General features: G+C 76.3%; 8 protein-coding genes. 7 read left to right on the top strand and 1 reads right to left on the bottom strand.

Going from position 1 to position 13,338, the window contains the following annotated elements; genetic code table 11:
- Nucleotides 1-217 precede the first annotated feature (217 nt).
- The 7 genes from EAH89_RS05430 to EAH89_RS05400 all read left to right on the top strand — a co-directional run bounded on the left by EAH89_RS05430 (nucleotide 218) and on the right by EAH89_RS05400 (nucleotide 11,224).
- Entirely contained in the window at nucleotides 218-2,257 is a 2,040-nt protein-coding gene (locus EAH89_RS05430) for a 3-hydroxybutyrate oligomer hydrolase family protein (RefSeq protein ID WP_140881775.1), read from the top strand.
- Between the two features lie 63 nt (nucleotides 2,258-2,320).
- Complete coding sequence (locus EAH89_RS05425) at nucleotides 2,321-3,940, top strand: tannase/feruloyl esterase family alpha/beta hydrolase (protein ID WP_140881774.1); 1,620 nt, start codon at nucleotides 2,321-2,323, stop codon at nucleotides 3,938-3,940.
- Nucleotides 3,941-4,277: 337 nt separating this feature from the next.
- The gene (locus tag EAH89_RS05420; RefSeq protein WP_140881773.1) at nucleotides 4,278-7,091 is read left to right on the top strand and encodes a bifunctional diguanylate cyclase/phosphodiesterase; all 2,814 of its coding nucleotides are present in this window, start codon (nucleotides 4,278-4,280) and stop codon (nucleotides 7,089-7,091) included.
- A 163-nt stretch (nucleotides 7,092-7,254) separates the two neighbouring features.
- A complete protein-coding gene (locus EAH89_RS05415; RefSeq protein WP_161993487.1) occupies nucleotides 7,255-8,340 on the top strand; it encodes an alpha/beta fold hydrolase in 1,086 nt (361 codons plus the stop codon).
- A gap of 320 nt (nucleotides 8,341-8,660) precedes the next feature.
- Nucleotides 8,661-9,053, top strand: a complete 393-nt coding sequence (locus EAH89_RS05410) for a nuclear transport factor 2 family protein (RefSeq protein WP_140881772.1) — start codon at nucleotides 8,661-8,663, stop codon at nucleotides 9,051-9,053.
- 94 nt (nucleotides 9,054-9,147) lie between these two features.
- Nucleotides 9,148-9,462, top strand: a complete 315-nt coding sequence (locus EAH89_RS05405) for a hypothetical protein (protein ID WP_140881771.1) — start codon at nucleotides 9,148-9,150, stop codon at nucleotides 9,460-9,462.
- Between the two features lie 172 nt (nucleotides 9,463-9,634).
- A complete protein-coding gene (locus EAH89_RS05400; protein ID WP_140881770.1) occupies nucleotides 9,635-11,224 on the top strand; it encodes an ABC transporter substrate-binding protein in 1,590 nt (529 codons plus the stop codon).
- 9 nt (nucleotides 11,225-11,233) lie between these two features.
- On the opposite strand, the gene EAH89_RS05395 is transcribed toward EAH89_RS05400, so the two are convergent.
- Nucleotides 11,234-13,291 carry a BTAD domain-containing putative transcriptional regulator gene (locus EAH89_RS05395; protein ID WP_140881769.1) on the bottom strand — a complete coding sequence of 686 codons (2,058 nt, stop codon included), beginning with the start codon at nucleotides 13,289-13,291 and terminating at the stop codon, nucleotides 11,234-11,236.
- Nucleotides 13,292-13,338 lie beyond the last annotated feature (47 nt).

The raw sequence follows: 13,338 nt of genomic DNA, 5'->3' as shown, positions 1-13,338 counted from the left end.
CGATGCCGCCTCCTTCCTAAGCCGACGTGGATGAAGGAAGCGTAAGGCCCGCGGAGTCCGTCCGCGCCCGCGGCGCCTCCGCGCGCCGGGGATCACGGTCGGGGGAGGGACCGCGGCGGCCGGATTGCCGGCCGGTCCGTTCCGTGCGGGACTTCGCGGGGTTGGCGGCCGCCGCGGCCGGGCGGGGCCAAGGGTGCTGGACGGGCGAGGAACGACGATGGCGGCTGTGCGGCTCCTGGGTGCTCTCCTGCTGGCCGGCGGGGCCGTCGCGCCCCCGGTCCCCGCGGCCGCGGAGGTGGCGCCGCGGCCCGCCTGGCTCCGCGTGGAGAGCCACCGGACCCTGGACGGCCTCTCCGACGACCTCGTCACCGCGGGGCGGGGCGTGGGCGGCCTCCTGTCCGGCCCGGCGCCCGGCTACGCCGACCCGCGGGCGCCGACGGCGGAGGAGCTTCGCCGCGCGTCGATGTTCCGCCGCGGCGACGCGGGCTTCGGCTTCGGGCGCCTCTTCGGGCCCAACGTGGAGACGGCCACGGGCCGGCTGCTCGAGGATGACGGGCGGATCGCGGGCGAGGAGTACCTGGCCTTCACCGACGATCCCGCCGGCCGCGGGTCGCGCCACGTCGCCGTGCTGCTGCAGGTGCCGCGCGATCGGTCGGGCGAGCGGAACTGCATCCTCGCCGTGCCGGTGAACGGCTCCTCGGCGCTGTTCCGCGACATCGTCGATTTCGGGTTCTGGGGCCTGCGGCGCGGCTGCGCCGTCGTCTACACGGACAAGGGAGCGGGGAACGGCGTCCACGACCTCGGGACCGACACGGTGCACCGGATCGACGGCACGCGCGCCCCGGCCGCCGAGGCCGGCGAGCACGCCCATTTCGCCGCCGACCTCGCACCCGAGGCGCGCCGGCGGCTGCTGGCGGAGGCGCCGCACCGGATCGCCTTCAAGCACGCGCATTCCCGCCGCAACGCGGAGGCGGGCTGGGGCGAGGACGTGCTCCGCACCATCCGCTACGCCTTCTGGCAGCTCAACGAGCGCGCCGGGTCGGAGCGCTTCACCCGCGCGAACACGCTCGTCATCGTGGCCGGGAACTCGAACGGCGGCGGGGCGGCCCTCTACGCCGGGGAGGCGGACGACGCGGGGCTGGTGGACGCCGTCCTCGCGGGCGAGCCGCAGGTGCAGGTCCGGCCGGAGGCGCGCGCCGTCGTGGCCTATCGCGGGCGGGAGCGGCGCGATCCCGGGCGGACGCTGCTCGACTACTTCACCTTCGGCAACCTCTACCTCCCCTGCGCCGCGCCGGCCCTGCCGGAGGACGCCCCGGGCCGCGCCGGCATCGCCCGCGCCGCCGAACGCTGCGCCTCCCTGCGCGAGAAGGGGCTGCTGGCGGCGGACGACCTCCCGGCGCAGGCGCGGGAGGCGCTGGAGCGGGTGCACGCCTACGGCTACGACCGCGAGGTCGAGATCCTGCACGCGCACAACTACTCGGTCGTGCCCGACGCCACCGCGGCCAAGTACGTCTCGGCGCACGGCCGCTTCGGGGTGGAGGACCGGGTCTGCGGCCTCAGCTTCGCCGCGGTGGACGCGGAGGGCCGACCGGTCGCCGCGCCGCCGGAGGTGCTGGCCCAGAGCTTCGCCACCGCGCCCGGCGGCGCGCCCTTCGGGCCCGTGGACATCGTGAACGACCGGGACCCGACCGGCCCGCGGCGCAACGCCCTCTCCGTTTCCCCCTCGACGGGGCGCCAGGACTACAACCTCGACGGCGCGCTCTGCCTGCGGGAGATGGCGGTCGGCGGCAGCCCGGAGGCGCGGCGCGTGCAGGCGGGCATCGCGGAGTTCCTCGCGAACGGGAACCTGCGCGGTCGGCCCGTGATCATTGTCCACGGGCGGCTGGATGACCGGGTCCCGGCGGCCTTCTCCTCGCGCCCCTATCTCGCGCTGAACAGCCTGGCCGAGGGGGACCGCGGGAACCTCCGCTACTGGGAGGTGGAGAACGCGGAGCATTTCGGCCTGTCCGGGCCGGGCTTCGACACCCGCTTCGTCCCCCTGAACCTCTACCTCCTGCGCGGGCTCGACGCGCTCTGGGCCCATCTGACCGCCGGCGCGCCGATCCCGCCGAGCCAGGTGGTCCGCACCACGCCCCGCGGCGGCCGTGCCGGGTCCGCGCCGCCGCTGGTGGCCGCGGCGGTGCCGCCCCCCGCGGCGGAGCCCGCGGCCGGAGACCGGATCGAGGTCCGTGCGGGGCGGGCGGCGATCCCGGACTGAGCGCGGGACGGCGCGGGTGGCCGGAGGGGCGCGGGCGAGGGTGCCCGGAGGGAGGAGGGGCCGATGAGGCATCGCTGGACGTTCCTGGGGGTGGCCGCCGGCCCCGCGCTCGCGCTGCTGGCGGGCATGCCGGCGCCGGCCCGCGCGGCCGATTGCGGGGCGCTCGCGGGGCTCGCCCTCCCGCAGGCGCGGGTCGAGGCGGAGGAGGTGGCGGCGGGAAGCTACCGCCCGCCCTCCGGCCCGGTGCAGGAGGCCCTCCCGGCCTTCTGCCGCGTCCGGGGCGTCGTGGAGCCGGTGGCGGGGTCGCGCATCGGCTTCGAGCTCTGGCTGCCGGCCGGGGGCTGGAACGGGCGGCTGCAGATGTTCGGGAACGGCGGCTACAGCTCCGCCCTTTCCTACGGGGAGATGGCCGGGCTCCTGCGGCGCGGCTACGCCACGCTGGGCACGGACACCGGCCACGAGGGCGACGACCCCTCCTTCGCCGAGGGCCGCCCGGAGGCGATCGTGGACTGGGGGCACCGCGCGGTGCACGAATCCGTCGTGCGGGCGAAGCAGGTCGTCGCCGCCTTCTACGGCCAGCCCGCCCGCCGCACCTTCTTCGCGGGCTGCTCCACCGGCGGCCACCAGGGCATGGCCTCGGCCCAGCGCTACCCCGAGGACTTCGACGGCATCATCGCCGGCGCCTCCGGCGGCAACCGCACCCACCTGAACGCGGGCTTCCTCTGGCAGTACCAGCGCAACCACGCGCCCGGCGACGACGCCGCGGCGCTTGTCCCGCCCGCCAAGCTGCGGCTCGTCGCCGAGGCCGCGCTGGCGGCCTGCCGGGCCGGCAACGGCGCGGGCGGCGGGCATGCGGCGGACGGCTGGCTGAACGATCCCCTGGCCTGCCGCTTCGATCCGGCGGCCCTGCGCTGCGCCGGCGGGGACGGCGCGGACTGCCTGACGGACCCGCAGGTGGAGGCGCTCCGGTCCATGTACGACGGGCCGCGCAACCCGCGCACCGGCGAGCGGATCCACTTCCCCTTCCCGCGGGGCAGCGAGAACAGCGGCGGGCCGCCGAGCCTGCCGGGCTGGAGCCTCTACTGGGCGGACCCGGGCAACCCCTCGGCGCCCGCGCGGGTGAACTACTGGCGCCACTGGGCCGGGTTCGGCGCGGGCTGGAGCTGGTGGGCCTTCGACTTCGACCGCGACATAGCGGCGGTGGATGCGCGGCTGGCGCCGGTGATCAACGCGACGGACCCGGACCTCTCCGCCTTCCGCCGGCGCGGCGGCAAGCTGATCGCCTATCACGGCCTGGCCGACCCGGTCGTGCCCTTCGCGGAGTCCATCGCCTACCACGGGCGCGTCGCGGAGGCGGCGGGCGGGGACGTCCCGTCCTTCTACCGGCTCTTCCTCGTCCCGGGCATGGAGCACTGCCGCGGCGGCCCCGGCGCGAACCAGCCCGAGCTGCAGGCGGCGCTGGAGCGCTGGGTGGAGGAGGGCACGCCCCCCGCGCGGATCCTCGCGCACCACCGCGAGGGCAACCGCCCCGACGGCGCAATCCAGTTCAGCCGGCCGCTCTGCCCCTACCCCCAGCGCGCGGTGCATGACGGGGCCGGCGATCAGGCGACGGCGGAAAGCTACCGCTGCGCCGAGTTCCCCGGCATGGACCTGCCGGAGATCGGGGCGTCCTACCGGCGCTAGGCAAGACCGGCGCGGCAGCGATCCCGCAGGGGGCGCCCTGCGCGCAATCCGTCCGGGCCGCCGCGCGCGGGATCGGCGCGGTTGCGGCAGGGCGAGGCGCCGTCGCCGGCCTTCCCGGCAGGCAGGTCCTACCGGCCACGCCGCGCGGCAAGTGACTAGGCGGGCGGCGGCCTGGAACGCGCCGCGCCGCCCGTTAGCGAATCCTTCAACCGGCGGCCTGTATCGGTGGCGGCAGCAAGAAGATCAGCGAAGGCCTGCTCCCGTGAGGTCACCGTCCGTCGGGTATCCGCTCCGTCCCTCCCGGATCCAGCGCCCGCCGCGGGCTCTCTAGCCGGCGATGCCCGCGCCAGCGCTCCGCCCGGAGACCCCGACGCGGCCTCGCCCGGGCCGGGACGCCGCGCGCGATGCGTCGGCGGGCGCGGGCGCGCTGTTGCGCGGCGCGCGGGTGCCGGTGGTCGCGGCCCTGCTGCTCGGCCTGACCGTGATCCTGGCGAGCGCCTTCGTGTCGTGGAAGACGTACCAGCGCACGATCGTCGATGCCGGTCGCGAGCTGCGAACGATCTCGGTGGTCCTCGCCGACCACACCGACCGCGCCTTCCAGACCGTCGACTTCGCGCTCGAGGCGCTTCTCGAGCGCGCGCGGGCGGAGGGCGCGCTCGCCTCGGCCGACCGCCTCGCGGCCTGGGCCCGTGCGCGCTCCGTGCACGAGGCGCTGCGCGAGCGGTCCGACGCGATGCCGCAGGCCGACGCGCTGCTCCTCATCGGCGCCGATGGCCGGCTCCTCTCCTTCTCCCGCCACTGGCCAGCGCCGCCGACCGAGCTCGGCGACCGCGAGTACTTCCGCCTGCTGCGGGACGGCGGCCAGGACTGGGTGATCGGCCCGCCCGTGCACAACCGCGGCACGGGCACCTGGAGCATCCATCTCGCCCGGCGCATCTCCGGCCCCGACGGGAGCTTCTTCGGCGCCGCCGTGGGCGTCGTGGAGCTCGCCTACTTCGAGAGCTTCTACCGGGAACTCGCGCTCGGTCCGGAGACGAGCGTCGCCCTGTTCCGGACCGACGGCACGCTGATCGCCCGCTACCCCGACGCGGGGAGCAGCGTCGGGCGCGACTTCAGCGCCTCGCCCCAGTTCCGCTCCACCCTCGCCGCGCCGGACGGCGCCGCGGTCCGCATGGCCAGCGCGGTCGACGGGCGCGAGCGGCTGGTCTCCGCGCGCGCCCTCGCGGGGCATCCGCTGCGGGTCCATGTCGGCACCACCACGGAGGCGGCGCTCGCGGGCTGGCGGGAGCAGGGGATCAACCTGATCATTGGCTGCGGTCTCCTGCTCCTGCTGATCGGCGTGACCCTGGCGGCGGCGGCGCGGAAGGCGGAGGCCGAGCAGGCCGCACTGGCCGAGCGGCTGCGGCGGGAGAGCGAGCTGGCGGCGCAGGACGCGCGGTTCCGGATGGCCGTCGAGGGCATGTCCCAGGGCCTCTGGAAGTTCAGCGCGGAGAGCCGCCTGGAGCTCGCCAACCACAACTGCGCGCGGATCATCGGCTATCCGCGCGGCGCGCTCCGCCCGGGCGCGACCTTCGAGGAGCTGCGGGCAGCGTCGGGGAAGGCCCGGCCCGTGCTGGACCGCCTGGCGACCTTCGTGGAGGCGCGCCAGGGCGGGGCCTTCGTGCAGGACCTGGAGGATGGGCGCGCCGCCTCCGTGGTGTACCAGCCCGCCCCCGACGGAAGCTGGGTCGTCACCTTCGAGGACGTGACGGAGCGCCGCGCCGCCGAGGCGCGGGTCGAGCACATGGCGCGGCACGACGCCCTGACGGGGTTGCCCAACCGGCTGGCCCTGCACGACCGGCTCGGCCACGCGGTGGCGGAGGCCGCGGCGCGCGGGACGCCGGCCGCCGTGCTCTACATGGACCTCGACCGCTTCAAGGAGGTGAACGACACCCTGGGCCACCCGGTGGGCGACGCGCTGCTCAAGGCGGCCTCGGCGCGCATCCTAGCCAACGTGCGCGGCGCGCGCGGGGACATGGTGGCCCGGCTGGGCGGCGACGAGTTCGCGGTGGTCGTCGCCCTCGACGAGGAGGGCGAGCGCCCCGTGAACACCGAGGTGGCCGCGCTCGCGCGCCGCCTGATCGGGGTGCTCTCCGAGCCCTTCGACATCGAGGGCCACCAGGTGGTCATCGGCAGCTCGATCGGGGTCGCCGTGCTCCCGCAGGACGGGACCACCTCCGACGAGGTGCTGAAGCACGCCGACCTCGCCCTCTACCGGGCCAAGCAGGATGGCCGCGGGCGGGCCCGCTTCTTCAAGCGCGAGATGGACCAGCAGGCGCAGGAGCGCCGGCAACTGGAGCTCGAGCTGCGGCGCGCGCTGCACGCCACGCCCGAGGTGTTCGAGGTTCACTACCAGCCGGTGATCGCGGTCGAGACCCGGGCGCCGACCGGCCTCGAGGCGCTGCTGCGCTGGCGGCACCCGGAGCGCGGCTTCATCCCCCCCGCCCAGTTCATCCCGCTGGCGGAGGAGATCGGCCTCATCGTCGCGCTCGGCGAGCTGGCGCTGCGCCGGGCCTGCGCGGACGCGGCCGGCTGGGCACCGGGCCTGCGCGTCGCGGTGAACCTGTCGCCCATCCAGTTCCGCGACCCGCGGCTCGTGGAGATGGTGGCGGAGGCGCTCGCCGACAGCGGGTTGCCGGCGGGGCGGCTGGAGCTCGAGATCACCGAGGGGGTGCTGCTGCACCAGACCGAGGCGACGATCGCGACGCTGCACCGCCTCAAGGATCTCGGCGCGCGCATCGCCATGGACGACTTCGGGACGGGCTACTCGTCCCTGAGCTACCTGCGCAGCTTCCCCTTCGACAAGATCAAGATCGACCGGGCCTTCGTGCGCGACCTCGGGACCTCGCCCGACGACGCGGCGATCGTCAGCGCGGTGACCGGCCTCTGCGAGCGGCTCGGCATGGCGAGCACGGCCGAGGGGGTGGAGACCGAGGAGCAGTTCCGCCGGCTCGAGGCCGAGCGCTGCACGGAGGTCCAGGGTTACCTGTTCAGCCGGCCGGTACCGTCCTCGGAAGTGCCGCGGGTCCTTTCCACCCTGTCCTCCGCCGCGCGCCCCGGAAAGGCCGGGCCGCTTCGCGCCGGCCTGGGCCCGGTGGTTCCCGCGCGCTAACCGCGGCCTCCGGACCGGAAGCCGCGGTCGATTGAGTTGGCCGCCGGTTCTGGATGGCGCGCCCTGGCCGATCACGTTGACGGCCGGCGGCTCGCGCCCTGCCTCGTCAGGGCGGCGGGCGACGTGCAGACTGGGCCGCGCGGTTGACATTCGGGAGGCGACAATGAGACGGACGTTCCTGCAAGGGGCGGCGATGGGCGTCGCGGCGGCGGCGCTGCCCAAGTCCGGCGTCGCCCAGGGCATGGTGCCGGGCACGGCGCCGGCCGTGGCTGCGCCCGCGGCGGGGCGCGCGCCGATCACGCTCGCGGAGTTCGGCTCCTTCCACGTTGGCGGGCGCGACTTCGTCGTCTCCGGCCAGCCGACGCGCGAGGTCCTCTTCTCGCCGGGCGGGCAGCCCGCGCGGGTGGACCCGAACGGCACCTACCTCGTGGGCGGCATGTACGCGGGCTACATGATCCCCGCGCCGCAGCGCGGCCGCTTCCCGCTGCTGATGTGGCACGGTGGCGGCCTGACCGGCGTGACCTGGGAGACCACGCCCGACGGCCGGGAGGGCTGGCAGCACTTCTTCCTGCGGCGCGGCTGGCCCGTCTATGTCTCGGACGCGGTGGAGCGCGGGCGGTCCGGCTGGACGATGATCCCGGAGGCCACCGGCGGCCAGCCGATCTTCCTGACCGAGGACAATCCCTACGAGCGCTTCCGCATCGGCGACGGCCCCGGCTCCCGCGCGCGCGGCACCACCCTGCCGGGCAACCAGTTCCCGGCGGACGGGGACAGCTACCGCAACTTCATGCGGCAGAACGTGCCCCGCTTCACCACGACGGACGAGCTGACGCTGGAGGCCTACGGCGCCCTGCTCGACCGCGTAGGCCCGAGCGTGGTGATGGTGCACAGCCAGGGCGGGTTCTTCGGCTGGCGCGCCGCCCAGGAGCGGCCGGACAAGGTCCGCGCCCTCGTGCTCGTGGAGCCCGCGGCGGTCGGCGACCTGGCGAAGGTGGCCGCCCTGAAGGACGTGCCGATGCTCGTCCTCTACGGCGACTACATCGACGGCGACGCGCGCTGGCCGGCCATCCGCGCGAGCGGGATGCGCTTCGCCGAGGCTGTGCGCGCGGCCGGCGGATCCGTCGACGTGGTGAACCTGCCGGAGCGCGGGATCCGCGGGAACAGCCACATGATGATGATGGACCGCAACAGCGATACCGTCGCGGGGCTGGTCCAGGAATGGCTCGCGGGGAAGGGGCTCTGGGCCTGAGACGGCCGCGGCGTCTTCGGCCTGGATGGGCAGCCCGCCGCATGGCCGTGACGGGATCAGGGAAACGTCCCGCGTGCGGCGAGGTGGTCACGCTGGGTGCGTCGGCCGCGTGAGGACCGCCCTCCATCACGCGCCCGCTCCGCCTCGCCGCAGGAGCCGCGCGCCGGCCCCCGACTTCCGGGCAGGGCCTGGGGTGGCCTAGGCTATCGGTGGTGGAGGGCGGGCTCGTTGCGCCACGCCACCCCTCCGTGGCCTCCTTGCGGGCCGGGGGCCGCCGGCCGCTTCGAACGTGCCGCGACGACCAGAGGATCCAGACCGCCATGCCGGACGCCAACGACCCCGCCGCCGAGCCGGACTACGACCATCTGCTCCGCGCCAACCTCCTGCGCGTCTTCAACGAGCGCGACGCCGCGCGGCGGGCGGTCGCGTTGGCGGAGCTGTACGTGTCTGACCCCGTGATGTTCGAGCCGGACGGCGTCGTCGAGGGGCAGGCAGGCATCGCCGAGGTCGCGGGCCGGCTCCTCGACGGGTTCGGGCCGGGCTTCGCCTTCGTGCCGGAGGGCGCGGCGGTCGGCCATCACGGGCTGGGCGTGCTGCGCTGGCGGGCCGGTCCGGAGGGCGGCGAGACCCTTGTCACCGGCGCGGACGCGGCGGAGATCGTGGGTGGCCGCATCGCGCGGCTGTGGGTGCTGCTCGACCGTTCCGCGGGCTGATCCCCGTCCGTCCCGCGACGGGCCGGGCCACAGCTGGCCACACGCTGATGGCGGCGCGGGCGACTGAGACGAAGATCCTGCTGATCCTCGCAAGATGCTGCTGCGTGAGCGCGGCGGCCCGGTGCCGCTGGCGCCAGATGGTCTCGACGAAGGCGGCGTGGTCATCGTGCCAGCCGGCGAGGCCCTCCCGGTTGTCGAACAGCCCGATGACGAGGCTTCGGACGAACGGCTCGCGCATCCTTCCGTGGCCGGCGCGCCGACCGGCGGCATGACGCGGGCGACGGAGACGCGGCTTGCCCTCGCGACCGGGCTTCGCATGACGAACCGGAAGGACGGGCGGCCGGTGATCGTCGAGGGTGCGCGATCAGCGGCGTCGGCTCGGGCATGGGCGGCCAGGACTGGCAGCTAGCCGCAGCTGCCCTCCGCGCGCCCCGGCGGCACGCAGGACCGGCGCACCCGCCAGCGCGTTCCGGCCCGCGCGCCGAAGAGGCGCCGCACCGCCCGCGCCCGCCCCGCTTTCCGGTGGTGCAGGCCCGCCAGGAGGCCGATCCTCCCGCCGCCGGTCCTTGCTGGAGCTCGCGATGCGTCTCCCCTCCGCTGCCCTTGGGCGCCGCGCCGCGCTCGCCCTCGGCCTTGCCGCCCCGCGCCTTGCGGCCGGCGCGGGCGCGCGCGTCCTGCGCTTCGTGCCGCACGCGGATCTCGGCGTCACGGACCCGGTCTGGTCCGGCGCCTACGTCACGCGCAACCACGCGCTGATGGTCTACGACACCCTCTACGGCATGGACGCGGATTACCGGGTCCAGCCGCAGATGGCCCAGGGGCACGAGGTGTCCGCCGACGGCCTTCGCTGGACGATCCGCCTGCGCGAGGGCCTGCGCTTCCACGACGGCGAGCCGGTGCTCGCGCGCGACGCCGCGGCGAGCCTCCGCCGATGGGGCGCGCGCGACGGCTTCGGAGGGGCGCTGCTCGCCGCGGCCGAGGAGATCGGGGCGCTCGACGACCGGGACATCGGCATCCGGCTCCGGCGTCCCTTCCCGCTGCTGACTTACGCGCTCGGCAAGCCGGGCTCGCCGGTCTGCGCGATCATGCCGGAGCGCCTGGCCCGGGCCGATCCGCACCGCCCGGTGACGGAGGTGGTGGGCAGCGGCCCCTTCCGCTTCCTGCCCGCCGAGCGCCTCGCCGGCGCGCGCGTGGCCTACGAGCGGAACGAGGCCTATCTCCCTCGCGAGGGCGGCGGGGCGGGCCTCACCGCCGGGCCCAAGCACGTCCAGGTCGACCGCGTGGAGTGGCACGTGCTGCCCGACCCCGCCACGGCGGCGGCGGCGTTGCGCGCGGGCGAGGTGGACTGGTGGGAGAATCCCGGCTTCGACCTGCTGCCCTCCCTCGCGCGGGACCCGCGCGTGGCGGTCACCCCGCCCGGCGCGCTCGGCCTCCACGGCGCGCTGCGCTTCAACCAGCTGCACCCGCCCTTCGACGACCCGGCGGTGCGCCGCGCGCTGCTGCCGGCGGTCTCGCCCGCCGACTACGTCGCCGCGGTCGCCGGCGACTTCCCAGGGGGCGGACGGACCGAGGTCGGCTTCTTCGCGGAGGGCGCGCTGGGCGCGAGCGACGAGGGGCTGGACGTGCTGCTCGGCCCGCGCGACCTCGAGGGGGCGCGCCGTGCATTGGCGCGGGCCGGCGCCGCGGGGGCGCGGGTGGTGCTCATCGCGCCGACGGACGTGCCGATCCTGCGGGCGCAGGCGGAGGTCGGGGCCGACCTGCTGCGGCGCGTCGGCTTCGAGGTCGACGTCCAGGCGCTCGACTGGGCCACCGCCTTCGGGCGCCTCGCGCGGCAGGACCCGCCGGCGCAGGGGGGCTGGAACGTGGTCCACACCTGGTTCTCCGGCCTCGACATGCTGGACCCCGCCGTCCACCCCTATCTCCGCGGGAACGGGCGGGAGGGCCGTATCGGCTGGCCGGTGAGCCCGCGGATCGAGGCCCTGCGCGACGCCTGGCTCGAGGCCGGGAGCCCGGGGGAGCGCGACGGCCTTGCCCGCGCCCTGCAGCGGCAGGCCTTCGAGGACCTGCCCTACATTCCCATCGGGGCGGTGCTCCCGCGGGCGGCGCACCGGCGCGGGCTGGCCGGGGTGCCGCCGGGGCTGCCGACCTTCTGGGGCGTCCGCTGGGCCTGAGCCCCGGGGCTAGTCGGCGAGGGCGCGGGTGAGCGCGCCGCGCAGGGCCTCGTATTCCTGCCGCACCGGCCCCTCGAACCGCGCGCCGTAGGTGGCGCGCGCGGCCTCGAAGAAGCCGTCCGCGCGGAAGCCCGGCTGCAGGCGCCGCAGGACCGCCGCGGCCTCGCGCGCCTCCGCCTCGCGTTCCTGCAGGGACAGGGACGAGGTCAGGGCGATCCAGTTCATCGGGTAGCGCCCGTAGAGCCCGATCGAGCGGCGGCAGGCGGCCTCCATCGCGCCGAGGTCCTCCTGCCGGAAGTGGCACCAGCTCGCGTAGTGGTGCCAGGCGAAGCTGCGGGGGTCGCGCGGGCTCAGGCGGAGCGCGTCGGCGATGAGGCCGAGGCAGGCGCGCGGGTCCTCCTGCGCCTGGCGCCGGATATGGGCGAGGAGCGCGAGGCTGTTGGCGTCGTTCGGGTTTCGCTGCGCGGCCCGCTCGATCAGCGCGCGCGCCTCCTCCGTGCTCGCGCGCGCGTAGAGCGCCACCTCCGCGCAATGCGACAGGACGAAGGGGTTCTCCGGGTCCGCCGCCAGGGCGGCGTCCGCGTGCTGGAGGGCGAGGCGGCGCTCCCCGTCCGGGTCCGGGAACTCCTTCGTCAGCCAGCGCGCGGTGCGCACGGCGCCGGCCAGCGCGTGCGCCATGGCGTAGCCGGGGTCCGCCTCCAGCGCGCGGCCGAGCGGCTCCAGCACCCGCTCCAGCGCCGCCTTGTGCCGGCCGCCGAGGAGCACGCCGTTCGCGCGCTGCAGCCAGGTCCAGGCGTCCGGGTACTCGGGCGGCCGGCGCATAGCGCGCGCGACCTCCTCCTGCATGAGGCGCGGCGCCAGGCGGGCCGCGATCCGCTGGACGATCGTGTCGCGCAGCCCCATGGCGTCGCCGAGCCGCGCGCCCTGCGAGTCCGCCCAGAGATGCATCCCGGTCCGCCCGTCGAGCAGGCGGATGTTCAGCCGGATCCGGTGGCTGTCCTGCTCCACCCCGCCCTCCACGAGGTAGCGCACGCCGAGCTCCGCCGCGATGCGGCGCACGTCCATGCCGAGCCCGCGATAGGCGAGCGCCGACTGCCGCGCGGTCACGAAGAAGCCGGGGACGTGCGCGAGGGCGTTCGTGATCTCCTCCGTCAGGCCGTCGGCCAGCACGTCGCCCGCCACGGGGTCGTGGGAGATCCCGGCGAAGGGGAGGACGGCGACGGAGGGCCGGTCGTCCACCGGGGCGACGGGGCCGGGCGCGGGGACCGCGGGCACCGGGGCGCGGTCCGGCGCGGCGCGGATCCAGTCGAGCGCGGGCGCACCGGCGGGCTCGGCGGGGGCGCGCGGGCCGAGCCGAAGCGTGAGCTCGTCCAGCAGCCCGCGCGTCTCCGCCGAGGGGCCCGGGCCGGCGGGGCCGAGGGCTTCGGTGAGGCAGCGGTACTGGTCCAGCACCGCGGCGAGGTCGCCGCGCTCGGCGTGCCCGCGCATGAGGTGGCGATGCGCGTCCTCGTCCCCCCGGTCGAGGGCGAGGAGGCGGCGGGCCAGCGCCTCGGTGCCCTCGCCCGCGCGGAGCCGCGCGCGCATGGTCGCGAGCGCCCGCTCGTGCAGGGCGGCGCGCCGGGGGAGGAGCCAGCGGGCGAAGGGGTCGTCTGGGCCGAGGGGTAAGCCCGCCAGCAGGACCCCCCGGTAGAGCCGGACGGCCTCCGCCAGCCCCGCGCTCCCGGCCAGCGCGCGGCTCAGGTCGCGCGCGTCCACCCCGGCCAGGGCGTCCGGAATCAGGAGGGGGCCGCCCGCGGGCCAGCCGAAGGCGCGGCGGAGGCGCAGCAGCTCCTGCCGGAGGCTGCCGCGGGCCTGTTCCGGCCGTCGCCCGGGCCAGAGGAGCGCCGCGAGCTCGTCGCGCGCGGGCGGCGCCTCGGCCAGGGCGAGAACGGCGAGAAGGGCGACGCCGCGGTGCCCCAGCCCGGGGACCGGCGCGCCGTCCGCCCGCCGCGCCTCGAAGGGGCCGAGCAGCCGGACGTGCGCGCGGGACGGTTCCGGCGCGGGAGCGGGGGTGAGGGGTTCGACCATCGCAAGCCCTCCGTCCGCCCCGTCCCGCACGCCGTCGACGCGCGGGG

The organism is Muricoccus nepalensis (genome assembly GCF_006438825.1).
GTDB lineage: Bacteria > Pseudomonadota > Alphaproteobacteria > Acetobacterales > Acetobacteraceae > Roseomonas > Roseomonas nepalensis.
This window is presented reverse-complemented; position numbering and strand designations above follow the sequence as displayed.